Origin of the sequence: Salimicrobium halophilum (assembly GCF_900100295.1) — a bacterium.
GTDB classification, from domain to species: Bacteria; Bacillota; Bacilli; order Bacillales; family Halobacillaceae; genus Salimicrobium; species Salimicrobium halophilum.
The window spans coordinates 160,110-183,633 of record NZ_FNEV01000007.1 but is presented as its reverse complement, the minus strand read 5'-3'; the positions used below and the strand labels follow the sequence as shown (position 1 = coordinate 183,633).

The window sequence follows — 23,524 nt, the reverse complement described above, 5'->3', positions numbered from 1 at the left end:
AAAAAATATATTTCTGTCGGACATCGGATACCATCAAAGATGTCTCCTCGTCCGAAGGCGATTCATCTCCCCCCCTACGTCGTTGAGGAGGGAGTCTTCTCGCCTAAAGCTGATAAAAAAGAGCAGGGGCAGTCCCTGCTCTAAATCATATTATTCTACGTTGATGACGATTTTTCCTTTAGCATGATGCGTCTCGCTCAACTCATGCGCATCTCTCAAACCTTGTTCTGTAAGCGGATAGCGATGACCGATGTGAGACTTCACTTTTCCTGCTTCCATCAGATCGGCAATCTCTTTCATATCCTTCCCGGTCGGCTGAAGCCAGAAAGACGTCGTTTCGATGTTCTTCTCTTTCGCCTTTTCTTCATCCGGCTGTCCGGCAATAGTTACGAGACGTCCGCCGTTTTTCAATACATCGAACGCTTTATCCAGAACGTCTCCACCCAGCATATCGAATACGACGTCGTAGTCATTCAGCACCTCAGTGAAATCTTCTTTGGTATAGTCGATGACTTCGTCCGCGCCGAGAGATTTCAAAAAGTCCACGTTCTTCGTACTACCGGTTGTCGCCACGTAAGCACCTTTTTCTTTCGCGAACTGGATGGCATACGAACCTACCCCACCGGCACCAGCCTGGATCAATACTTTCTCGCCCTTCTGTACGTTCGTCACGTCTGTGAGGCATTGCCACGCGGTCTGGCCAGCTAATGGCACAGCAGCTCCTTCCTCATAGGAAATATTCTCAGGTAGCGGTGCAAGCAGGTGTTCCGCTACGATTGTATACTCGGCGTACGTTCCTTTTCCGGTCAAATCGGGACGCGCGAAGACACGATCGCCTTTTTCAAAGGAGGTGACACCTTCTCCCGTTTCTGCCACGATTCCGGCTACGTCCCAGCCGAGAATGATCGGAAATTCAAAGTCGATCATCTGCTTGAGATACCCTTCACGCAACTTCCAGTCGATCGGGTTGATGGAAGTGGCTTTAGTTTGAACGAGCACCTCGCCTTTTCCCGGTTTCGGTGTTTCCACTTCCTGTTCTGTAAGCTGTTCTTTATGTCCGTATTCATTGATTACAATAGCTTTCATCTTTTCCACTCTCCTTAAAGTTGAGTTACTGATAGAACCTCATTAGTCTCTGTCCGTCCACTTAATATATCACCTTCTTCTGCAAATTAAACGTAAAAAGCACTGCCCTCAAAAAGAGCAGTGCCTCTATACGATTCTATTTCGTCAGTTCTTCATAAAGCTTTTCATACATTCCCTCTGTCCCTACCCCGGTCAGCAAAGGTACCCCGTCAATGACTTTGTCGCGTACGTCATCCGAAACCATCGTCGTTGACAGCACGACATCGTAGTCATCGATTCTGCCTATTTCATCACTTACTTTCGACTGATACAGTTGCACCTCTCCTGCCAAGTTGTTCTGTTCCAGCCATTCTTTCACCTTGCCTGTCACTACTGTAGATGTTGCTACCCCTGTTCCACACATAATCAATAATTTTTTCATTGGTCAGCCCTCCATTTTCTATTATTCTACCATGTCTTTCACTTTTTTAGGCTTCAACTTATTCACATACACAAGCCCCAGCAGAATGATGATGCCGAGGAGGATGATGCCGACATACCCGAAAGCATCCGGGATCCATCCGAAAATGAATGTCGTCCAGACGGCACCGTCACTCAAAGAAGAAATACTGTTCGCAGAACCTAAATCGAAATTGGCGGACTTAGCCGCTTCCGTAAACACCGGAGCGATCCAGCTGGCGATATATAGACCGACCCCGATGTAGATGGCACCTCCGATTACCGAACGGATCAGATTTCCCCTGAACACCGGGACCATCAGACAAATCAGAAACGGAATGACCGCAAGATCCGCAAAAGGTAACACCGTATTCCCCGGAAGTACAACTGCAAGAAAAAGCGTCACCGGTACGAGAATCAGAGAAGCCGACAATACGGATGGGTGTCCGATCGATAAAGCACTGTCCATCCCGATATAGAGATCCCTGCCCGGGAAACGTTTCTTGACGAAATCCCCGGCCGCTTCCGATACAGGAGCAAGTCCTTCCATGAGTAGTGCCACCATTTTCGGCATCAGAAGCAGAACCGCCCCTGTCTGGACACCCAATTGAAGAATACCGCTCACATCATAACCGGCGAGTGCTCCGATGACCAGACCGATGATCAAACCCATCACCGTAGAATCACCGAAGATGCCGAAGCGCCGCTGAATCGTTTCGTGATCGGCCTCGAGTTTATTGAAACCTGGAATCCGATCGAAAATCCAGTTTAACGGCAGGGCTACGAGGAACGAAGGGGCTGATGCTCCGTGTGGAAACGTCAGATTCTTATACCCGTAGAATTTCTCGATGCGCACCGCTATGATATCCCCGAGCAGATACATCAGAAGCAGGTGAACGATCATCGTCAGAATCGATAATACGAAATCCCCTGTGATTACGTATACGATCGAACCGACGAAAGCACTGTGCCAGAAATTCCATATATCTACGTTCAACGTACGGGTCAATCCGAACAGAAGCAGCACTACGTTGACCCCGATACCGATCGGAATAGCAAGACTTCCGAGAACGGTACCATATGAAATGGCGGAAGCGGCCGGCCAGCCGACATCCAGCGTATTCAACTGAAATCCGAAGTTATCTACCATCGCCTGAGCGGCAGGGCCGAGACTATCCGCTAAGAGACCGATGACCAGGTTCAACCCGATGAACCCGATCCCGACCGTAAGACCGGCCTTGAATGCTTTTCCTACTTTCGTACCTAAAATAAGTGCAAAGATAAAAATGATAATCGGCAGCATGACACTCGCGCCAAGATCGACAAACCATTGTAAAACTCCCATTCCCCTCACCAGTCCTTTCATTTTTGTATCCGCTTACAAACAAATGAAGAAGTCGTCTTATTTTTCCTGTCCGTTATACAACCCCAATTCTTCTTCCATCATCTTCCGAATAGCTGTGGCAGTTTCAGCCGAAACGATTCCCTCCAGCACTTCCTGTTTTTGTAGCATAGCCATCAACTTCTGCAAGAGCTCCAGCTGGGAATGAGCTTCATTCATCGCCAGCATGAACATGATTTTCACGGGAACTTCCACATCTCTCGTACCCATTTGGATAAAAGTCACCGGTTCCTTCAATACTGCTACGCTGATCGCTTTTTCCCGCACATGGAAAGCATCCGTGTGAGGAATAGCTACAGCAAGTCCGGGAGTCGGCAGTCCCGTTGCGAATTCTTTTTCTCTTTCTATGACAGCTTCTACAAAACTCTCTTCTACAATTTTCTGTTCCACAAGGTTTCCGGCCACTTTTCGCAACGCCTCTTCTTTTGAAGAAGCCTCAAGTTCCTGAAAAATGACCTCCTCCTCTATACGGATCTCCCCCATGGTTGTCCCCCTCTCTTACGTTACTGTATTCGCCGGTACGCGGCGCAGAATTCTATAAATCTCTTCAGCTGATGCAGCATTCAGCACCTGATCTTCCAGTGACCTGTTCTGGGCGATCTCCATCAATTGCATCAATGCTGTCATATGCTGGTGTTTATCAACAGCTGCGATCACCACAATCCAATAAATGTCCGTACCCGCGTACGACACTCCGTTTCGAACAGAAAGCATGCTCATCCCCATTCGCTTCACCCCGTCTTCAGGAGCTGCATGCGGGATAGCCAGGCGTTTGCCGAGAATGATATAAGGATCGTTGCTGCTCGCATGAATCATTTTCTGCACATAGTCAGGGGTGATATACTCCTCCTGAACCAGTGGCGATGCACAACTTCGTACGGCTTCCTCCCAATCTCTTACCTCCTCCGTCCGTTGAATATGCGACGGCGGAAGCAGGGAATGAAGATTTATTCCGGACTGTTCTTTCTCCGGCTGTCTCGTACTGACACGGGTGTAGGCATCAAAATAATTCTTCAACCCTTCCACCAGTCCTTCTTCATCCTGGATATCTGCATAGCTGGAAATGATATTCAACATCTCTCTGACATCGATTTCTCCGCTATGTCGATCATGGAGACCGAACAGCACTTGCTGTCGCAAACGATTCTTTTCCTCCTCCTTCAATAGAGGACGGATCAGAAACAATTTCTTCTCCGTGGGAATCGGTGCCGAAGAAAAGACGACATCGTAATCAAGCGAATATGCTTCGAATTCACGTACCGATAAATAATCGAGAAACACGAACTCCGGAAACAGAAGATCCAGTTCATTGAAAAGTAGACGTGACACCGAAACCCCATGCGGGCAAACGACGACGGCTTTCGTTTTTTCATCCAGGCTCTCACCCTGTCTGCGCATCCATCCACCGATCAGCATGGAGATATAGGCACTTTCATTCTCAGGAATCACGGTACCGATCATCCGCTCCAGGGGTGCCAAAGACTGTTTTACAATGTGATGGATATCCCTGAGCTCTCTGCTGAAGACCTCCGGTGCATAAATCAAGTCCGTCAGTCTGTACTTGATCCGAAAGTAAGCAGGCGTGATATGTTGAAGCAGCTGCTCCAGAAGTTCCCGTCTTTTCTCGAAAGTGACGCATGCGCTTTTTTCAAAACGACTGAGCATCTCCTCAATAGCCGGGTAAAGTTCCGGTACAGCGCCGGGATCCGATTCCTGGATAGACGAAAGGCGGGAAGTCAGGATGTACAAGGTGATGAACAACCGCTCGGAGTCCGGCACATCATCGATTTCTTTAAGCAAATGTTCCGTAACCCGATATTCCTTCGTGTTCGATAGCTCTTCGTAAGCGATCCCGTCCAATTCCACTCTGTGACCAAGACGAAGACGACGTAACAGAAGAAGAAGAATATAAGGAATGAGACGTAGATTTTCATCCGTATATTTGATCCCTAACTTCTCTTCCATCCGTTCAATCAGCGATTTCAAGTGAAGCACGTCTGTCTGTTCGATATCAAAAAAGTTCCGAAGGTTTATTTCCCCGCCATCCCGGTTCAGCACATTGGAAATAGATCTGATCAGGATACGCCTTTTGCTGAATTCATTACCTGTGACAAAGTAGCCTTCCTGCCTGGTGTAATGAATGTCCAACCCGGCAGAAGCAAGCTTTCGACGTACCGACTTCATCTCGTGAAGCACCGTATTTTTACTCACGCCGAGAAAAGAAATCAGATGGGCAAGCGTAATCTCCTCCTCCCCTGTCATCAAGTAGACGAGAAGGTAATCAAGCCGCTCTTCTTTGTGTATATCCCCTGCATCATCAGGATGAATGATTTCCTGGTCGTTCTTTTGAAAAAACTCCGCAATCGGCGAGGGTACATCAAAATAGCCCTGACGTGTGCGTTCCACGACCGGCAGCCCCTTTTCCAGAAGATACTCATTGAGTTTACCTATTCGATATCCAAGCTGACGCCGGGTGAGCCCCTGTTTCTTCTCCAGCTGTTTGCTGGATATATAAGGTTGAGCCAGCAGTTCGGACATAATGGCTTGTGCCCGCTTGTCCAGCATAATGTAACCTCCTTTAAAGTTATCCTATCACTGTAAATCTCAGAATTGTACAAACATTCAGCACAATGGAAGGGGTAGTTCATGTACAAAAATGGACTGAACCGAAGAAAAGGAAGTCCCGATTCGACAATTTATTTGGTATGTAACTAAAATACCTGTACATAAGTGGAGCACTCATGCACAGGCACCTTCTCCCGCTACTTCTTCACCCTGCTTACGGTAAACCCATCTCCGATCGGCAGTAGCATCGATTCGAGTCGCGGATGTTCAGCAACTTTCTTATTGAAATCCCTCATCGTTTCCGTGTATTTCCGTGCCTCTATTTCCTCATCGGCCACACTTCCACGGGCCAGCACATTATCGGCGACAATCACCGCTCCCGGCCGAGCCAGACGTAGACAGCCTTCGAGGTAGTTTTCATAGTTATCTTTATCTGCATCGATGAAGAAGAAGTCGAAGCTGTCCTGCTGTTCGTTCAGCCAATCCAGACTTTCAAGTGCCGGCCCTGTGAGGTGAGAGACCTGATCTTCAAAACCTGCTTTCGTCAAATTCTCTTTCGCCACTTGGGCGTAGGACTTTTCGAGCTCCAATGACAGTAGTTCCCCTTCTGCCCCGAAACCACGGGCAAGACATACACCGCTGTACCCTCCAAGCGCTCCGATTTCAAGAACGCGCTTCGCTCCAGTCATTCGGACGAGCATCGTCAGGCATTTCCCTGCGGAGGGAGATACCGAAATCGCCGGCATTTCTTTTTCCGCGATATAATATCTTACCTCCTGCAATAGTTCATCTTCTTTTGTGAATGTCTCGTCGATATATTCATTGATTTTCTTCATCGTCAACTCTCCTCCCCAGTAGTCTATCTATATTATGTTTTGCAGAATCACTAAGATTGCGGTAAATCAAACCTTTGCATACCAAATCCAAGACAACTGCTATGACTAATACTATGAGGCTCTTTTTGTACAGAACAATCACCCTTTCGTGTATACAAAAGTACTGACCCGGAGGTCATATACGTTCCGTGAATTCTTTTCAAAAAATGGAAAAGCTACATAAATAACGAGAAGAAGATTCGCTCCTACCAATCCCGCGACCACCACTCCAGAAGGAAGAGATGAAGGAAGGGCAGCATGCCAGATGAAGAAATGCGCCAGTTCCCACGGCAAAAATTTCAACCCTGACCTCAGCAAGGCCTTTCCTAAGGTAAGCTTTTCACCAGTGTTATCAGTTACGAGAAGTCTCAGCCTTCGTTTCCCCCATGTCCCCTGATGCCTGGAACCTTCTGAAATGGAGAAATAGAGAAACACAGGTAACGTGATCACTACGAAGCCGGAAGCTTGTGCTACCAGTGGCGAATGAGTGAACAGGGAAGTGAAGGGTTCCCGGAATAGAACAGCGACTGAACCGACAACTCCGATGCCGTACAAAAGAATCAAGAGATAGTCGAAGCCAAAAGCCAGAATACGTCTACCTGCTCCTGCGTTCTTCATCACATCGTCCCCCTACTCTCGATTACATATCTATTCCGCGCTTCCATTATACTACATCAATAAGCTTCGGACTCCGCTCGCCATCTCGTTGAAGCCCCTAATATTTCATGGTAGAAAGACTCCATGTTATAATCTAGGGAGGATTAAAAAAGAAGGAGTGAGTGGAATGAATCAACAGCATTTTGAGCAAATGAAATCCAAAGGCGGCTTCATCGCTGCGCTTGACCAGAGTGGCGGAAGCACCCCGAAAGCTCTAGCCGCTTATGGCGTAGCTGAAGACCAGTATTCCAATGAAGATGAAATGTTCGACCTCGTCCATGAGATGAGAACACGCATCATCACGTCCCCGGCGTTCAGTTCTGATAAAATCGTTGGAGCGATCCTTTTCGAACAGACGATGGATCGTGAAATCGAAGGCCAGTACACGGGAGACTATCTCGCATCCAAAGGCATCGTCCCTTTCCTTAAAATCGATAGCGGTCTTGCTGAGAAAGAGAACGGCGTACAGCTGATGAAACCGATCAAAGACCTCGATGAGAAACTTCGTCGCGGCAATGAACGCAACATCTTCGGTACGAAAGAGCGTTCTGTCGTTCACGAGCCTAACGCTGAAGGAATCAAAGAGCTAGTCAAGCAGCAGTTCGAAGTAGCGGAGAAAGTATTGAGCTATGACATGATTCCGATCGTTGAGCCGGAAGTGGACATCGACAGTGCGGATAAAGTAAAATCCGAGGAAATCCTTAAAGTCGAGCTTAAGAAGCATCTCGACGAACTTCCAGAGGATCAGCACGTCATGCTTAAGCTTACAATTCCGACAAACGCGAATACGTATAAAGAACTTACTGGTCACCCACGCGTCCTTCGCGTCGTAGCGCTTTCTGGCGGATATTCCCGTGATGAAGCGAACCAGAAGCTGAAAGAAAACGACAACATCATCGCAAGCTTCTCCCGCGCTCTCGTTACAGACGTGAACGTGAAGCAGTCCGATGAAGAATTCAACAATACATTGCAACAAGCAGTAGATTCCATCTACGACGCTTCTGTAAATAAAAAATAAGACATGACTTTAACGCCTGTCCGCTTTTGGACAGGCGTTATTTTTGGTCATTTGCAGGTGCTTGACTTAGTTATGAGACACTTCCGCTTACGAACCTCTTGCGAAACATCGCATAACTTTTTTTATCTGGTATTTTCCTAAACTCCCATCAGAAAAATACCTTAATCTAATGGGAATGCGATACTTTTCAAAGGCATCTATTAGAAAACTATCGCATTACCCTTGAATCCTTCACCAGGAGTTTCCGCTTTTCCTGTCTAGCTGCAGCTCCCAGAAACTCGAGCCATAAGCAGGAGGGATCAGAAAAAGGAAAGATCGCCTTTGTCTGACCCTCCTGCTTATGGCTGAGGTTTCTAAGCGGGGAGCCTCCGCTTTTCTTATTTAATTAGGGTTCATCCCGCCATCAATCGTATAGTGGCTGCTGTTGATGTAGGAGGCTTTGTCAGATGCAAGGAACAGGACGAGGTTCGCGATTTCTTCCGGTTCGGCATAACGCCCCATCGGAATCGCTGCTGCCTGCTGTTCTTTCGCTTCCTCTGCGTTATCCGGGTTCATCCCTTTTTCGATAGAACGCATCATGTTCGTATCTACCGGTGCCGGGCATACGGAGTTGACGCGGATTCCTTTCTCCACTCCTTCAAGGGCTGCCGTCTTCGTCAAACCGATCACTGCATGTTTGGACGCAATGTATGGCGACATACCCGGTGCTCCGATCAGACCGGCAACCGAAGCGGTGTTCACGATCGCTCCGCCTCCATTTTTCTCCATCGCCGGCATGACGTGTTTCAGTCCATGGAAAACTCCTTTGACGTTCACCCCAAGGACAGCATCGAGATCACTGCTTTCCTGCTCAGTGATCATGGCGAATGTCCCGTCAATTCCGGCATTGTTGAAAAATACATCCACACTTCCAAGCTTGTCTTCCGCTTCTTTGACGTATCCTTTCACGTCTTCTTCCTTCGTTACATCCGCTTTGTACGTATAGAGGGCCCCGCCGAGTTCATTTTTCGCATCTGAAAGTGCATCTTCATTCATATCTACGAGAAGAACTTTCGCGCCTTCATTCAGAAACTGTTTCGCTGCAGCTTTCCCTATTCCGCCTGCTCCTCCGGTGATGATGACTCCTTTTCCTTCGAAACTCATTCATAAAACCACCTTTTCCTTATTTTAACGGCTTGTATAGCCGGCGTTCGCATGGATGGTTGTTCCGGTTACATAGGAGGATTGATCAGAGGCAAGCCAGAGACTCGCTTCCGCAATCTCTTCCGCTTTTCCGAAACGATTCAAAAGGCTGAGCTGAGGTGCATATTCTTCCGCCGTGAATCCAAACTGTTCAAGAGCACCACGCAGCATAGGTGTATCGATGGCTCCCGGAGCTACGGAATTCACACGGATATTCTTCTCTCCGTATTCCATTGCAGCGACTTTCGTCATACCGACGACTCCGTGCTTAGCTGCTACATAAGCTATATTGTTCGGCTGCGGGCGGAACCCGCTCACAGAGGAGATATTGACGATCGATCCACCCTCGCCCTGCTCCAGGAATTGCTGAATTTCATACTTCATGCAAAGTGCCGTACCCGTCAAATCGATGGACATCAATTTATCCCAGTAGGCTTCATCGAATTCCGCAACAGGCTTATCGTCCGGTGTGAGTGCTGCGTTATTTACGGCGACGTCCAGCCGACCATAAGTTTCGACCGTTTCCTTCACCATACTCTGCACTTCGTCGGAATTTGAAATATCCACTTTCACAAACGTTGCCGTGCCACCGTTCTTTTCAATTTCTTTCACCACGTCCAAGCCTTTTTCTTCGTTCATATCCGCCACTACGACTTTGGCTTTCGCGTCCGCGAACAGTTTCGCAGTCGCTTCTCCCATCCCCATAGCTGCTCCTGTAACAATTGCCACTTTGTCTTCCAATACTGGATACGTCATTGTGTCTATCTCCTTTTTTTCAAAAGTAACCGTTTACATTTCAATCGTAATAGATGTGACAATCTGCGACAATATGCAATAATGTACGTAGTGTTCATTATTCAACACAAAGAACAGTACTGTTGAAAAAAAGTTGGGAGGTCTGTCGCATGACGAACCGTTATCCGGATCGGCGAGTTCAACGTACAAAAGAAAATATGCAGGAAGCCCTGGTCGCCTTACTTGAAGAAAAAGAGCTGTCCGCGATCTATATTACGGAGATCACAGAGCTTGCAAAATACAACAGAGGTACGTTTTACACGCATTATGATACGAAAGAAGACCTTCTAGACGAGACGATCGATGACTTACTCGTGGAAATGGAAGAATCTTTCCGTTCTCCCTATGAACAGGATGAAATCATAGACTTATACGCCTTTGATCCATCCTCTTTAACCCTCTTCGATCATTTCAAAGAAAAAGAACGCTTTTACAAAACCCTGCTGCACAAAAACACGAACTGGCGCTTCCGGGAAAAAATGACGGACCGGCTGGAGAAGATGTTCTTCCGGGAATTCGATTTTTCAATCGATGAAGACCCCTCCATCGATTTGAGCCTCTTCCGGACCTACCGAATCCATGGAATCATCGGACTGATTCTCAACTGGATTGAACAGGATTTCGAACCTTCTGCCGATTACATGAAGGAACAATTGATTTACATTCTCCGCTTCCACACGCCGACGATTCGCGTACGCAGAGACTGAGCCTTCTAGTTATTAATTAACTGGTTATGCGACACTTTCGACCACGGATTTCTTGAGAATCATCGCATACTCTTTGTTATAAAATATTTTTATAATTTCGCATACGAAAAATACCTTATTCCCATGGGAATAAGGTATTTTTCAAAAGTATTCCTGTCAAAAACATCGCATAATTTCCCCGCCAAAACAAAAACGCCCTCTCCCAGCCCAAACAGACCGGAAGAAGACGTTTCAAAATCATGTGACGCTCGTCTGTCTGCGTCCTACAAGATTCAATGTCTTCGTCGTATAATCCTGCACTTCCTCAATCAGCTCACGATCATCCGCAAGCGTCACGCCATAGGACGGCACCATTTCACGGATGACCGACTCCCATTCCTCTACGCGCTCAGGGAAGCATTTTTCCATCAGCTCAAGCATAATCGACACGGCTGTCGAGGCACCTGGAGATGCTCCGAGAAGAGCTGCGAGGGATCCGTCGCCTGCCGTTACAAGCTCCGTACCGAACTGAAGGGTTCCTTTTCCACCATCATCGGTATCCTTCAGTATCTGTACGCGCTGTCCGGCTGTCACAAGGTCCCAGTCTCCTTCTTTGGCATCCGGAACGAATTCACGGAGCGCTTCCACGCGTTGCTCTTTGGAAAGGAGAACCTGCTGGATGAGGTACTTCGTCAGCGGCACGTTTTTCGCTCCGGCCGCAACCATCGTCACCAGGTTGTCCGGTCTCACGGAATTAAGAAGATCCATGAGTGATCCCGTCTTCTGGAATTTCGGTGAAAATCCGGCGAAAGGACCGAATAGAAGCGTCTCTTTTCCATCGATGAAGCGTGTATCCAGGTGTGGCACAGACATCGGAGGTGCTCCGACTGGTGCTTTGCTGTACACTTTTCCGCGGTGCTGCTTCACCACTTCCGGATTATCGCACACAAGGAACTGTCCACTGACCGGGAAGCCGCCGAAGCCTTGTCCTTCCGGAACACCGGACTTCTGCAAGAGATGAAGGCTTCCGCCGCCGCTTCCGATGAACACGAAAGGAGCTTTGTGATGCTCGATGCGATCTTCGTTCAAGTTGTGCACCTGCACTTCCCAGCTTCCGTCGTCTGCACGTACGATATCACTGACGTCCTGATTGTATCGCACGTCCACGTTACCTTCTGTCGCATGATCCAGCAACACATTCGTCAACACTCCGAAGTTCACGTCCGTACCCGAATCGATCTTCGTCGCAGCCACCGCTTCATCCTTTGGACGATCTTTCATCATAAGCGGCATCCACTGCTCGAGCGTTTCTCTGTCTTCTGCGTAAAGCATGCCTTCGAATAAAGGATGCGCTGTCATTTTTTCGTAGCGCTTTCTTAAGAAATCCACGTGGTCCTCGCCTCGTACGAAACTGATATGCGGAATCGGCTGGATGAACGAACCGGGATCCTTGATCAATCCACGTTCTACAAGATAGGACCAGAATTGTTTCGATACTTCAAATTTCTCATTGATGTTTACGGCTTTACTAATGTCGATCGAACCGTCTTCCTGCTCTTTCGTATAGTTCAGCTCACAAAGAGCAGCGTGGCCTGTGCCCGCGTTGTTCCATACATTTGAACTTTCTTCCCCTGCTTTTTCGAGTCGTTCGAATACTTTGATGTTCCATTCAGGAGCCAGTTCCTTAAGCAGTGAAGCCAATGTCGCGCTCATGATACCGGCACCGATCAAAATAATGTCTGTTTCCGTATGCTGTTTAGTCATGTCACCAATCCTACTCCCTATGTATTGAAGAAAAGATGCAGCGTTGTCAGACTAAAAATACATCTTCCCCAGTATATTGTATTTCCATAATCAGTTTATCACTATTGTCGTAAAATTTAAATATTCAGGTCGAATTACAGAGATTACAGCCATCTGATCCCTCTCCACATATAAACGGATGAACTCTTAAAAGTACCCGCACGTATCTGAAATCAAACCCGAGACAATCAAAAATGCCTACCGGACTTCTTCAGCCGGTAGGCACGAACCTATTCTTTTATGTATACCGGACCCCGATGTTCACGAAGAACGGGAAACGATCCGGTAATTCTTGTGATTGACGCAAGTAAGGTGAGAAGCATTCTCCCGGTCCGGCAGCTTATCCATGACGCGCAAATCGACTACGACAGAGTTCGTGCAGCCGGATGGTACCACTTGCCCGGTCCATGTTTCATTTTTCCGTTCGAACGTAACGATATCTCCAATTTCTGCGATTGCTTTCTCGTTGATCGTTGCCATCTCTGTCTCTCCTTCTGTCATTTTTTCTAATTCTAAATGGTAACGTTTTCAAAATCAAGCAAAAACTTAACGAAATACCCGAAGCAGGTAAAGAAGAGATAAATACCCTTTCGCTGAACTATATGCGCTGGAGGCTATGTATATGTGTGAACCTTCCGTTAAAAGAGCGGAATATCCTCTCACGCCAAAGAAGTACGGAATATGCACATAGCATATGTCCGTACTTCCGACATGGTCCTCTACAGTTAATGCATATGACGAAGCAGCATGCTTTCAGACGGTCCTAATGTCAACGTCAGTACGCCGCCTTTCGCCTTGAACACTCGCTTTTTATTCTCCATATGCTGCCACTTCCCTTTTCTCACCGTTAGAGACACTTTCCGAGTTTCGTTGATATGACGGTTGAAAAGATAGACCATATGTTCGTTGCTGGCACTTCCACCGAAATTGTCGACGCCGTTTTCTATCCACCGTTCAAAGGAATACACATCATGATGGAGGGAATGGGATTTCCAGTAGCCGGTACGCAACGCCTGGTGCTCACGGCGCCATTTCCCGATTCTTTGATACCACTCTACCAGACTCTCATCTTCCCTGTTCCATGGATATGGCTTACGGTTATCCGGGTCACTGCCACCGGTCAAACCTGCCTCATCCCCGTAATAAAGCGATGGTACTCCAGGAAACGTATAGAGCCACAAGCTGAGTGCTTTCACCTGGGCATCGACGATGACAGCTTTGTCGTCCGCTTCCATATCTTCCGGCAAAAACAAGTCGAGCATCGTCTTGACTCGTTCGACGTCATGGCTGGATAACATATTCATCAATGCATAAAAGTAGTGCTTCGGATAGTGCTCGCTCAGTGTCAACAACCGACGTTCGACATCAAAGGCATCAGCATCCCCGTTCATGAACGCGAGCATCAATCCTCGTAACGGATAGTTCATAACCGAATCCAGGACACCGCCAAGCAAATAGTCCCTCCGCTTACCATGGCCGATTTTTGTCGTGGCGTCTTCCCATACTTCTCCCAGCAACACACTGGAAGCATCCTCTTTTTTCAACTGCTGGTAGATTTGCTTGATCAAGTCATCGGTCAATTCATCCGCAACATCGAGACGCCAGTGCTTAAGTCCGTGTTTTTGCCAGTATTTCAGGACGCTATCTTCCTTATGGATAAGAAAGTTCCGGTAGCTTTCATCGTCTTTATCAACCGTCGGAAGGGTCCCGACGCCCCACCATGATTCATATTCATCCGGATGGTCGTGGAACATGTACCAGGAATGATAAGGTGATTCTTCCGATTGATAGGCTCCGAGAGAATCATACTGGTCGCGCTGGTTGAAATAAATACTGTTGCTTCCGGTATGATTGAAGACACCATCGAGCATAATTTCAATCCCACGGTCCTTGGCCTTGCGGGTAAGTTCTGCTAAATCTTCATTGCTTCCGAGCAGCTGATCGACCGTATGATAATCACCGGTATCATAACGGTGATTGCTTTCCGCTTCAAAAACAGGGTTCAAGTAGATCACCGTGACACCGAGCGACTCGATATAATCAAGCTTTTCCATAATCCCCCGGATATTCCCCCCGAAGAAATCCCACCGGACGACCGCACCATTCTCATCCCGGATATAAATCGGGTCATTGTCCCAATGGCTGTGCATCAAGCTTGTCTTTGGGGCTTTGGCAAGCTCACGTTCTCCTGCCGCATAGAAGCGGTCGGGGAAAATCTGATAGATCGTCCCGTGCTTCCACCATGCCGGAGTTTCGTAGTCAGGATCATAAACGGTAATCTGCCAGGACGGAGGCACTTGCTCGTAAACCATCCCGTGCCCGCTTTCTTCGATGTTCCGTCGTCCGTAAAAAAACTCTCCATCCTCGAGCTGAATTTCAAAATAGTACCAGACCAGCTGGGGGTCTTCCGGCATGACGATTGTCGTCTCATACCCAAAAAACTGGTGCTGCTCTGCATAGATATCCATTTCCTGCGTTTTTTCATGATCCGTTTTATCCAGAATGTAATGAAGGATGACGTTCGAAATACGGTAGTGGTTATGGATATCGATGGTGAGTGTGACATTCGAGCCATTAGGTGCAGCACCGAATGGCTCGCGATATTGTGTATGAAAGCTGTTATGATAAACGTCATCTGATTTCATCCTGCGTCCTCCTCCATTCATCGATCACTTGAACGTGTTCACCGGTGCGATTCGCCAGATATCCGAAGCATATTCCTGGATAGTCCGGTCACTGGAAAATTTCCCGGCATGCGCGATGTTGATCAGGCTTTTCCTGTTCCAGGTCTGTTCATTCTGGTAATCGATGCCGACCTGCTCTTGAGCAGCTACATAAGCTTGGAAATCCTTCAGTACAAAAAATTCATCGTTATGAGAAATAAGCGAATCGTAGATTTCCTGGAACTCCGTATCCCCTTTGGAAAAAGGACTGTAATGAATCAACTGATCGACAGTGAGTCGAACAACTTCGTCCGTTTCGTAAATGTGCTTCGAAGAGTAGCTGCCGGACCGGTAATATTCCAAAACTTCCTCGGAGCTTAACCCGAACGTGTAAATGTTGTCCTTCCCTACAAGTTCATGGATTTCCACATTGGCACCATCCATCGTTCCAAGCGTCAATGCCCCGTTCATCATCAGCTTCATGTTCCCCGTACCGGAAGCTTCTTTGCTTGCAGTCGAGATCTGTTCACTGACATTGGCTGCCGGAATGATTCGTTCCGCAAGGGAAACCGAATAATTTTCCAGAAAAACGACTTTAAGCTTGCTGTTTACCACCGGGTCATTATTCACCACATCAGCAATCGTATTGATCAGCTTAATGATTTTCTTGGCATAATGGTAGCCTTGTGCTGCTTTTGCCCCGAAAAAGAAGGTTCTCGGAGCCATGGCGAGCGTTGGATCCATTTTGATTTTGTTATACAGGTGCATGATATGCAGGGCGTTCAGGAGCTGCCGCTTGTAGCCATGGAGCCGCTTGATGTGGACGTCGAAGATCGATTGGGGATCAAGGGAAATTCCTTTCTTCTCATAAACCCAGGAAGCCAAGCTTTCTTTGTTCCTTTGCTTGATGGCTTGAATTCGATCCAATACCCCTGCGTCGTCCTGATAAGCCAGCAGATCTGTGAGCCGGGCAGGTTTATCGATCCAGGTTTCACCGATCGTGTCAGTAATAAGCCCGGCAAGAGGCTTGTTGGCATGCATCAGCCAGCGCCTGTGGGTAATGCCGTTGGTCTTGTTGTTGAACCGCTCCGGGAACGTATCGTAGAAAATTTTCATCTCCCGTTTTTTCAGTATCTCCGTATGCAGCTTCGCCACCCCATTGATACTATGGCTTCCAACAATCGCCAGGTGTGCCATTTTCACCTGTCCATCGGCTATAATGGCGAGTTCCGCGATGCGATCGAATTCTCCCGGGTACTGTTCCCATAGTGATTGGCAGAACCGCTCGTTGATTTCTTCCATAATCATGAAAATCCTCGGCAACAATTGACGGACCATATCTACCGGCCACGATTCCAGCGCTTCACTGAGCGTCGTATGGTTGGTATAGGAAACGGAAGCTTGGGTGATACCCCAGGCTTCTTTCCATCCCAGTTGCTTTTCATCCATCAATACACGCATCAATTCGGGAATGACCATCGCCGGGTGGGTATCATTGATATGAAGGGCGACTTTCTCAGGAAAAGCGGCCCAGGGAAGATCCAATTGTTCAAAAGCTCGCACAGCGCTCTGCACCCCCGCTGATACCAGAAAGTATTCCTGTTTCAATCTTAGTTGTTTTCCTTCTTCATGAGAGTCATCGGGATACAGGAATTCCGATATCGCTTCCAGGGAGCGCTTATGACCGAGGAAATTTCCGAATTCGTTCAGCTTTTCCGCTTTCTTGATCGTATCATCCAGGTTGGCTTCGACAGACCACAGGCGCAGCGTGTTTACGGTATCACTTTCATAACCTACAACCGGAACGTCGTAGGGAACTGCCTGGACCTGCTCATAATCATAGTGGTCAAAATGAAGGTTGCCATCTTCATCCTCCCTTGATGACACATGACCGCCTAACCGGACCTCCACGGCTTCTTCCGGTCGACGGACTTCCCAGACGAATTCACGGGACAACCATAGATCAGGGAATTCGACCTGGTTGCCATCGATGATCTTCTGGTCGAACATCCCGTATTTATAGCGGATTCCATAGCCATGCCCGGCAAGACCTAACGAAGCAAGAGAGTCCAGAAAACAGGCAGCCAGCCTGCCGAGTCCACCGTTACCAAGTCCTGCATCGCTCTCTTCTTCCTCCAATTCACTCAGGTCGAACCCCAAGTCCTTCAAACCTTCCGAGACGACACCGACCACCTGCATGTTCAATAGATTATTCCCCATTAACCTGCCCATCAGAAATTCCATCGAAAAATAGTAGACTTGTTTTTCCTTCTCCTGTTCGTAGCGCTGATGGGTCTCCAGCCATTTCTTTCCGATTCTTTCACGCAACAGCGAACCAAGAACTCTATAAGCATCCACCTCTGTAGCGGTTTCAACTGTCTTACCCAGCTCAGCCTCGAGCTTCTGGGAAAATGCCTGCTTGAATTCCTCTTTATCGCTGAACATTTACGGTTTCCTCCATTCATCCTGCCCTATTCCATGACCTGCGCGTACACCTCACGATACTGGCGTGCAGAATACTTCCATGGAAATTGACTTTTCGTAATATTTTTAATGAGCGGTTTCCAGACCTCTTTATCCTGGTAAAATTCAAGGGACCGACGGATGGTGAACAGCATGTCGTGGGCATTGTAATTCGTAAATGTGAAGCCGTTCCCTTCCCCTGTCTGTTCATTGTATGGCTGCACAGTGTCAGCAAGCCCTCCTGTTTCCCTGACGATAGGGACAGACAGGTAGCGCAGCGCGATCAATTGTCCGATGCCGCACGGTTCAAACCTCGATGGCATCAGGAACATGTCACTTGCTGCGTACACTTGACGGGAAAAGGATTCACTGAACAGGATATTCGCGGACATCTTCGCCGGATACTTCGATTGTGCCCACTCAAACATTTGTTCATAATCATATTCTCCTGTACCAAGTACAACTAGCTGGATATCCTCAGTATCCAGCAGTTCATCAATGACCCGGGCAATCAAATCGAAACCTTTCTGCTCCACAAGCCGGGAAACGATGCTGATCATCGGAACATCGCTTCGTACCGGAAGGCCCAATTTTTTTTGCAGCCAGAGTTTATTATGACATTTTTTCGTCAGCGAACTTCGGTAGGGGAAGGCGAGCGCTTCATCTTTCATGGGATCATAGTCTTTTATATTGATGCCGTTCACGATTCCGACCATACGATCCGATTTGCTCCGTAATACTCCATCTAGGTTTTCCCCATAATAAGGGGTTTGAATCTCTTTTGCGTAAGTTTCACTGACAGTCGTGATACGATCAGCGAAATTCAACGCTCCCTTCATGAAGTTGATGTCACCGAAGAACTCAAGCCCTTCCGGTGACATCAGACGCTCGTCCAGCTCCATCAAGTCATATAAAACGTCGGCCGAGAATATTCCCTGGTATTTCAGATTATGGATGGTAAAGACCGTTTTCATGTTTTTAAAGACAGGGTCCTCTTTGTAATGGGTGTGAAGGAATACAGGTATCAAACCGCTCTGCCAGTCATGGCAATGGATGACATCAGGCGTCCACTCCAGCTCTTTGATCATTTCCATTACAGCCCGGTTGAAAAATACGAAACGTTCCGCTTCATCCCCGTATCCATACAAATTCGAACGCTTGAAATAGTATTCATTATCGATAAAATAGACGGTTACGCCATTATGTTCGATGGTTTCGACACCGGCATACTGATTACGCCAGCCAAGTGTCACATTCATTTCCAGCAATGGTTCCATTTGTGCTTTCCATTCATCACTGATCTCCTGATATTTCGGAAGGACAATACGCACATCCTCCCCCTGCTCCTGCAATGCCTCCGGAAGGGAACCGAGTACATCTGCCAGTCCGCCTGTTTTGATGAAGGGGGTGCATTCGGATCCTGTCATCAATATTTTCATCCTGTTCACTCCTTCTACCTGTTCATTTCATCACATGTAGGAAGAGGAAAAAGATTGCCGTTATAGGCAATCTCCTACATGGAAACACGTTTCGCTACAACATATGGCTTTTCAGGAACCCCGACCAGCGTACGGCTATTGGAAATACGACAGTCCTTATCCAAAATGACATTTTCTAATACCGCGTTGCTGTCGATTTCACAGCGCTGCATAATGATCGAGTTTTTGATTACCGCTCCTTTTGCCACTTTCACACCGCGGAACAAAATACTGTCTTCCACATGACCGTCAATGACACAGCCATTGGCGACCAGGGTATTCGCCACTTTCGAACCCTCCGAATACTTTGTCGGAGGTTCATTTTTCACCTTCGTGAAGATAGGCGCTTCCTCTTTGAACAAATCCTCCTGGTTCACCCCGTTCAGCAGGCTCGTGCTATGACGATAGTAGCTTTCGACCGAATTGATCAGGGCATGCGCTCCCTGGTATTCGTAAGCATGAATATGGATGTGCGGCAGTCTCGCTTTTATTCCATCGAGGAAAAGGTGGGAACAGCCATGAGCGATGCAATCTTCAATCATCCCGTATAAATAATTCTTCTCGAGGATGAACATGTCCATATAGACATTCGCACTGCGCTGGTCATGATGGATATCGGTAACACGGCCATGTTCATCCACTGTCAGTTTATGGGCGCGCTTATGTTCCGGGTGAAGCTCCTCTACGTTTTTATATACAACCGTGACATCCGCACCTGAAGCTTTATGCTCCTCCAATACATCGCGGAAGTTGATGTTGCAGATATTCTGTGTTCCGGAGACCACGATATAGTCGGCAAGCGTACGTGTGATGAAATCGATATTATTATGGAAATGCTGGAGGTCCCCTTTGGAAATATCCGTCGGATCATTCCAGTCTGGAGGAAGGATGAACAGTCCGCCTTGCTTACGATCCAGATCCCAGGCCTTCCCCTGTTCCAAATGGTCCATCAACGACCGGTATTTCCTTCGGGCGAAAACAGCAATCGACCCGATCCGGGAGTTGCTCATATTAGAGATGGGAAAATCGATCATTCGGTAGCGTCCGGCAAATGGAACAGCGGCACTGCACCGAAAATAAGTCAATTCATCCAATACATCCTGTTCATGATCTAAATTAATGATTCCGGCTATACGGTCCATCGATTAGCCTCCCCCTATTTAATGGTCTGTTCCAAGTAGCTTTTTGCTATGACACTGTCTTCATCCGCAACTAATGTAATATCGCTTTCCGGTGAAGGATCGCCGATGACAGCTCCATCTTCGATGACACTTCCTGCAGCGATGATGGCACGGTTGATAGTGACATTTCTTCCGACTTTGACTTCCGGCATGACGACCGAGTCACGTATGATGGAACCTTCCCCGACACGTACCCCATCGAAGATGACGGAATGACCAATGTCTCCATGAATGCGGCAACCTTCATTGATCAGCGCATTATGGACGTTCGCTTCATGGGAGATATACTGAGGAGGTTGATTCGGGTTTTTCGAATAGATGCGCCACGAGTGATCATTCAATTCAAGTCCTGGATTCTCTTCCAGTAAATCCATATTGGCTTCCCACAAACTCGCAACCGTCCCTACGTCTTTCCAGTAGCCGTCAAAGGTGTAGGCCATCATCTTCTTGTGGTCTCCGAGCATCGCCGGGATGATATCCTTCCCGAAGTCGTTCGAAGAATTCTCATTATCGGCATCATCAATCAAATAGCGCTTCAGGACATCCCAACGGAAAATGTATACACCCATCGAAGCCAAATTACTCTTCGGAAATTCAGGTTTCTCCTCAAATTCAGTGATCACACCGTAGTCATTGGTGTTCATCAAGCCGAACCTGCTCGCTTCCTCCCACGGAACTTCAATAACCGAGATCGTCGCATCCGCACCGCTCGCCTTATGGTAGTCAAGCATATCGCTGTAATCCATTTTGTAAATATGGTCTCCGGACAGAACAAGTACATGCTCCGGGTCATACTGATGGAGGAATTTGATATTTCGATAGATGGCATTGGCGGTTCCTGTGTACCAGCCTCCTCCTTCTTCCGACTGGACGTATGGTGGCAACACGGAAACGCCGCCGTATTTACGATCGAGATCCCAGTCACTTCCGATGCCGATATAATTATTCAGAATCAATGGTTCGTACTGGGTGAGCACCCCTACCGTATCAATACCGGAGTTGGTACAGTTGCTCAATGGAAAATCGATGATCCGGTATTTTCCTCCAAAATAGACGGCAGGCTTTGCAATCTGCTTCGTGAGTGATTTCAGTCTTGTTCCCTGCCCGCCGGCTAGAAGCATTGCTACACATTCTTTTTTCATGATTTAATCCCCCTTCGGTCCATTAACTCTTTTCCAAAAAGTTACCGCAAGCGGTGGTATCGTCATTTTGATATGATGATTCTGACCCTGCCATGGTTCTGGAATGGATTCCGCTTTCAGGCCGTTCCTCTGTCCGGAACCACCAAAATGTTCCGCATCACTATTGAATATTTCCTCGAAATGTCCTGGCTGCGGGACACCGACTTTATAGTCATGATAGACGACCGGAGTGAAATTGCAGACGACCAGAAGCTGGTCTTTCGGCGACCGGCTGCACCGTATAAAGGACAGGACACTCTGTTCAACATTATGGGGGTCGATCCAGGAGAAGCCATCTTCATGGTGATCCAATTCCCATAAGGCCGGCATATCTTTATAAAATTGATGCAGTTGTTTCACATAGTCCAGGGTCGAGTTGTGGGAATCATAATCCAACAACTCCCAATCGAGGTCTTCCATGTCTTTCCATTCATCGAATTGACCGAATTCCGAACCCATGAACAATAATTTTTTACCGGGGTGGGCGTACATAAATGCTAAAAAAGCCCGAAGGTTCGCGAACTTCTGCCAGTAGTCTCCCGGCATCTTGTTCAATAATGATTTCTTACCGTGGACAACTTCATCATGAGAGATAGGCAGAACGAAATTCTCGGAAAAAGCGTAGAACAGCGAAAACGTAATGAGGTTATGATTGTATTTACGGAACACCGGGTCCATTTCCATGTAACGGAGCATGTCGTTCATCCAGCCCATGTTCCATTTATAGTTGAAACCGAGGCCGCCGATATAAGTCGGCGCGCTCACGAGCGGATAAGACGTGGATTCTTCTGCCATCATCAATACATTCGGGACTTCTTCGAAAATCGCTTCATTCATCCTTTTGATGAAGGCGATCGCTTCGAGATTCTCCCTGCCTCCATGCTCATTCGGTTCCCATTCATCGTTCTCCTTGCCGAAATCAAGATAGAGCATGCTGGCTACCGCATCGACACGCAAGCCATCGAGGTGGAACTCCTTCAACCAGTAAATGGCATTGGAAATCAAGAAGCTCTGCACTTCATTGCGACCGAAGTCGAACGTCAACGTCCCCCATTGTGGCTTCTCCGCTTTCAGGACATTCTCATATTCATAGAGGGCTTCTCCGTCAAACCGGCGAAGACCATGGGCATCTTTGCAGAAGTGCCCCGGGACCCAGTCCAGAATGACACCGATGCCATGCTGGTGGCACTGGTCCACGAAGTAACGGAAGTCATCCGGTGTGCCATAACGGGAAGTCACCGCATAATAACCCGTGATTTGATAGCCCCACGAGCGATCGAAGGGATGTTCCGCTATCGGAAGCAGTTCAATGTGGGTAAACCCGAGCTCTTTGACATAGGGAATAACCTCATCTGCATAATCGCGGTAATTATAATAGACTTCAGATTCGATATTTTTCCATGACCCTAAATGCAATTCATAGATGGAAACGGGGGATTCATAGAAATTCATCTCATCTCGGCGTTTCATCCATAGATCATCATTCCACCTGTAATGGTCGAGGGGATAGATGGCTGAAGCGGTATTCGGTCGCAATTCACTGGAAAATGCGTAAGGATCCGCTTTCAGCTGCAGATGTCCATGGGGAGTGAGGATTTCATACTTGTACATCTCCCCTTTTTCAAGCTCAGGGATGAACGTATGCCAGATCCCATTTTCGTTCCATTTTTTCATCGGATGTTCCCTGCCATCCCAATCATTGAAGTCGCCTACCACACTCACCTGCTGTGCATTCGGTGCCCAGACCATAAATCTTATGCCCGCGGTTCCATCCTGTGTATCTCTATGTGCCCCGAGAAGTTCATAGCTGTACCGGAGGTTTCCCTGGTGGAATAAATAAATATCGTGCTCTAAAGCAGAAAAATCTGACAACCTATCACTCCCCTTCTGATTGACGTAAACCCGTGCAAATGACCTTATATTACTAGCATAAAAGGTTCTTATCGCGATTACAATTAATTTCGTGCTAATATTCTGATATTTTTTGTCGAATCCTGCCGCAACTGAATCTCCGGAACAAGTGAACGGATACAGGACCCCATTATCGGCTT

The 23,524-nt window shown here is 47.5% G+C and carries 19 protein-coding genes; 2 read left to right on the top strand and 17 right to left on the bottom strand.

Going from position 1 to position 23,524, the window contains the following annotated elements; genetic code table 11:
* Positions 1-150 precede the first annotated feature (150 nt).
* The 7 genes from BLQ44_RS12125 to BLQ44_RS12095 all read right to left on the bottom strand — a co-directional run bounded on the left by BLQ44_RS12125 (position 151) and on the right by BLQ44_RS12095 (position 6,984).
* Positions 151-1,086, bottom strand: coding sequence for an NADP-dependent oxidoreductase (locus BLQ44_RS12125; RefSeq protein WP_093194158.1), 936 nt, complete (start codon positions 1,084-1,086; stop codon positions 151-153).
* Between the two features lie 136 nt (positions 1,087-1,222).
* Positions 1,223-1,507, bottom strand: a complete 285-nt coding sequence (locus BLQ44_RS12120) for a PTS sugar transporter subunit IIB (protein ID WP_093194157.1) — start codon at positions 1,505-1,507, stop codon at positions 1,223-1,225.
* 21 nt (positions 1,508-1,528) lie between these two features.
* On the bottom strand, positions 1,529-2,869 hold the full coding sequence (locus tag BLQ44_RS12115) for a PTS galactitol transporter subunit IIC (RefSeq protein ID WP_093194171.1): 1,341 nt from the start codon (positions 2,867-2,869) through the stop codon (positions 1,529-1,531).
* A 57-nt stretch (positions 2,870-2,926) separates the two neighbouring features.
* On the bottom strand, positions 2,927-3,409 hold the full coding sequence (locus BLQ44_RS12110; protein WP_093194156.1) for a PTS sugar transporter subunit IIA: 483 nt from the start codon (positions 3,407-3,409) through the stop codon (positions 2,927-2,929).
* Positions 3,410-3,424: 15 nt separating this feature from the next.
* Positions 3,425-5,491 carry a BglG family transcription antiterminator gene (locus BLQ44_RS12105; RefSeq protein ID WP_093194155.1) on the bottom strand — a complete coding sequence of 689 codons (2,067 nt, stop codon included), beginning with the start codon at positions 5,489-5,491 and terminating at the stop codon, positions 3,425-3,427.
* 197 nt (positions 5,492-5,688) lie between these two features.
* A complete protein-coding gene (locus BLQ44_RS12100) occupies positions 5,689-6,327 on the bottom strand; it encodes an O-methyltransferase (protein WP_093194154.1) in 639 nt (212 codons plus the stop codon).
* A gap of 138 nt (positions 6,328-6,465) precedes the next feature.
* Positions 6,466-6,984: an RDD family protein gene (locus tag BLQ44_RS12095; RefSeq protein WP_093194153.1), complete on the bottom strand. Its 519-nt coding sequence runs from the start codon at positions 6,982-6,984 to the stop codon at positions 6,466-6,468.
* Positions 6,985-7,150: 166 nt separating this feature from the next.
* On the opposite strand from BLQ44_RS12095, the gene BLQ44_RS12090 reads away from it, so the two are divergent.
* A complete protein-coding gene (locus BLQ44_RS12090; RefSeq protein WP_093194152.1) occupies positions 7,151-8,041 on the top strand; it encodes a fructose bisphosphate aldolase in 891 nt (296 codons plus the stop codon).
* Positions 8,042-8,422: 381 nt separating this feature from the next.
* On the opposite strand, the gene BLQ44_RS12085 is transcribed toward BLQ44_RS12090, so the two are convergent.
* Positions 8,423-9,184 (bottom strand): SDR family NAD(P)-dependent oxidoreductase, encoded by a 762-nt coding sequence (locus BLQ44_RS12085; RefSeq protein ID WP_093194151.1) that lies wholly within the window; start codon positions 9,182-9,184, stop codon positions 8,423-8,425.
* A 24-nt stretch (positions 9,185-9,208) separates the two neighbouring features.
* Positions 9,209-9,979 carry an SDR family NAD(P)-dependent oxidoreductase gene (locus tag BLQ44_RS12080; protein ID WP_093194150.1) on the bottom strand — a complete coding sequence of 257 codons (771 nt, stop codon included), beginning with the start codon at positions 9,977-9,979 and terminating at the stop codon, positions 9,209-9,211.
* Positions 9,980-10,128: 149 nt separating this feature from the next.
* Between BLQ44_RS12080 and BLQ44_RS12075 the strand changes: the two genes are divergently transcribed.
* Positions 10,129-10,725 carry a TetR/AcrR family transcriptional regulator gene (locus tag BLQ44_RS12075; RefSeq protein ID WP_093194149.1) on the top strand — a complete coding sequence of 199 codons (597 nt, stop codon included), beginning with the start codon at positions 10,129-10,131 and terminating at the stop codon, positions 10,723-10,725.
* Between the two features lie 237 nt (positions 10,726-10,962).
* Here the strand turns inward: BLQ44_RS12075 and BLQ44_RS12070 are convergent, their stop codons facing one another.
* The 8 genes from BLQ44_RS12070 to glgB all read right to left on the bottom strand — a co-directional run bounded on the left by BLQ44_RS12070 (position 10,963) and on the right by glgB (position 23,345).
* Positions 10,963-12,468: a malate:quinone oxidoreductase gene (locus BLQ44_RS12070; protein WP_093194148.1), complete on the bottom strand. Its 1,506-nt coding sequence runs from the start codon at positions 12,466-12,468 to the stop codon at positions 10,963-10,965.
* A 300-nt stretch (positions 12,469-12,768) separates the two neighbouring features.
* The gene (locus tag BLQ44_RS12065; protein WP_093194147.1) at positions 12,769-12,987 is read right to left on the bottom strand and encodes a YkvS family protein; all 219 of its coding nucleotides are present in this window, start codon (positions 12,985-12,987) and stop codon (positions 12,769-12,771) included.
* A gap of 245 nt (positions 12,988-13,232) precedes the next feature.
* A complete protein-coding gene (locus tag BLQ44_RS12060; protein WP_093194146.1) occupies positions 13,233-15,152 on the bottom strand; it encodes a glycoside hydrolase family 13 protein in 1,920 nt (639 codons plus the stop codon).
* A gap of 24 nt (positions 15,153-15,176) precedes the next feature.
* Complete coding sequence (locus BLQ44_RS12055; protein ID WP_093194145.1) at positions 15,177-17,615, bottom strand: glycogen/starch/alpha-glucan phosphorylase; 2,439 nt, start codon at positions 17,613-17,615, stop codon at positions 15,177-15,179.
* Positions 17,616-17,641: 26 nt separating this feature from the next.
* Complete coding sequence (gene glgA / locus BLQ44_RS12050; RefSeq protein WP_093194144.1) at positions 17,642-19,072, bottom strand: glycogen synthase GlgA; 1,431 nt, start codon at positions 19,070-19,072, stop codon at positions 17,642-17,644.
* Positions 19,073-19,146: 74 nt separating this feature from the next.
* Positions 19,147-20,253 (bottom strand): glucose-1-phosphate adenylyltransferase subunit GlgD, encoded by a 1,107-nt coding sequence (gene glgD / locus BLQ44_RS12045; protein WP_093194143.1) that lies wholly within the window; start codon positions 20,251-20,253, stop codon positions 19,147-19,149.
* Positions 20,254-20,267: 14 nt separating this feature from the next.
* Entirely contained in the window at positions 20,268-21,437 is a 1,170-nt protein-coding gene (locus BLQ44_RS12040; protein WP_281241416.1) for a glucose-1-phosphate adenylyltransferase, read from the bottom strand.
* The gene (glgB, locus tag BLQ44_RS12035; protein ID WP_093194141.1) at positions 21,438-23,345 is read right to left on the bottom strand and encodes a 1,4-alpha-glucan branching protein GlgB; all 1,908 of its coding nucleotides are present in this window, start codon (positions 23,343-23,345) and stop codon (positions 21,438-21,440) included.
* Between the last annotated feature and the right edge of the window lie 179 nt (positions 23,346-23,524).